Source organism: Bradyrhizobium uaiense (assembly GCF_010811875.1).
Taxonomy (GTDB): domain Bacteria; phylum Pseudomonadota; class Alphaproteobacteria; order Rhizobiales; family Xanthobacteraceae; genus Bradyrhizobium; species Bradyrhizobium uaiense.
The window spans coordinates 1-249 of the sequence record NZ_VKHP01000767.1 but is presented as its reverse complement, the minus strand read 5'-3'; the positions used below and the strand labels follow the sequence as shown (position 1 = coordinate 249).

Annotated in this window: 1 protein-coding gene; it reads left to right on the top strand. The window is 58.6% G+C overall.

Annotated elements, in window-relative coordinates; genetic code table 11:
• The coding region (locus tag FNJ47_RS47380; RefSeq protein ID WP_163163666.1) for a transposase at positions 1 to 182 on the top strand (182 nt) is incomplete at its 5' end.
• Positions 183 to 249: the final 67 nt, after the last annotated feature.

Below are 249 nucleotides of genomic sequence, written 5' to 3'. Positions count from 1 at the left end.
ACAATCCGTCACGCGCGCTCAAATACCCACTCGACAAGCATCTCTACGCCCAGCGTCATCTCGTCGAATGCTGCTTCTCAAAGCTCAAGCAGTTCCGGCGTGTCGCAACCCGCTTCGAAAAGACGGCCCGGAATTACCGGGCCGTCGTCACTCTCGCTGCCATTGTTCTATGGATGCGCTAGTGTCCACACCACCTAGGACGTCTCGCGGTGGCCCGCGGCGACATTTCATGTGTAGCGGATCGGATCG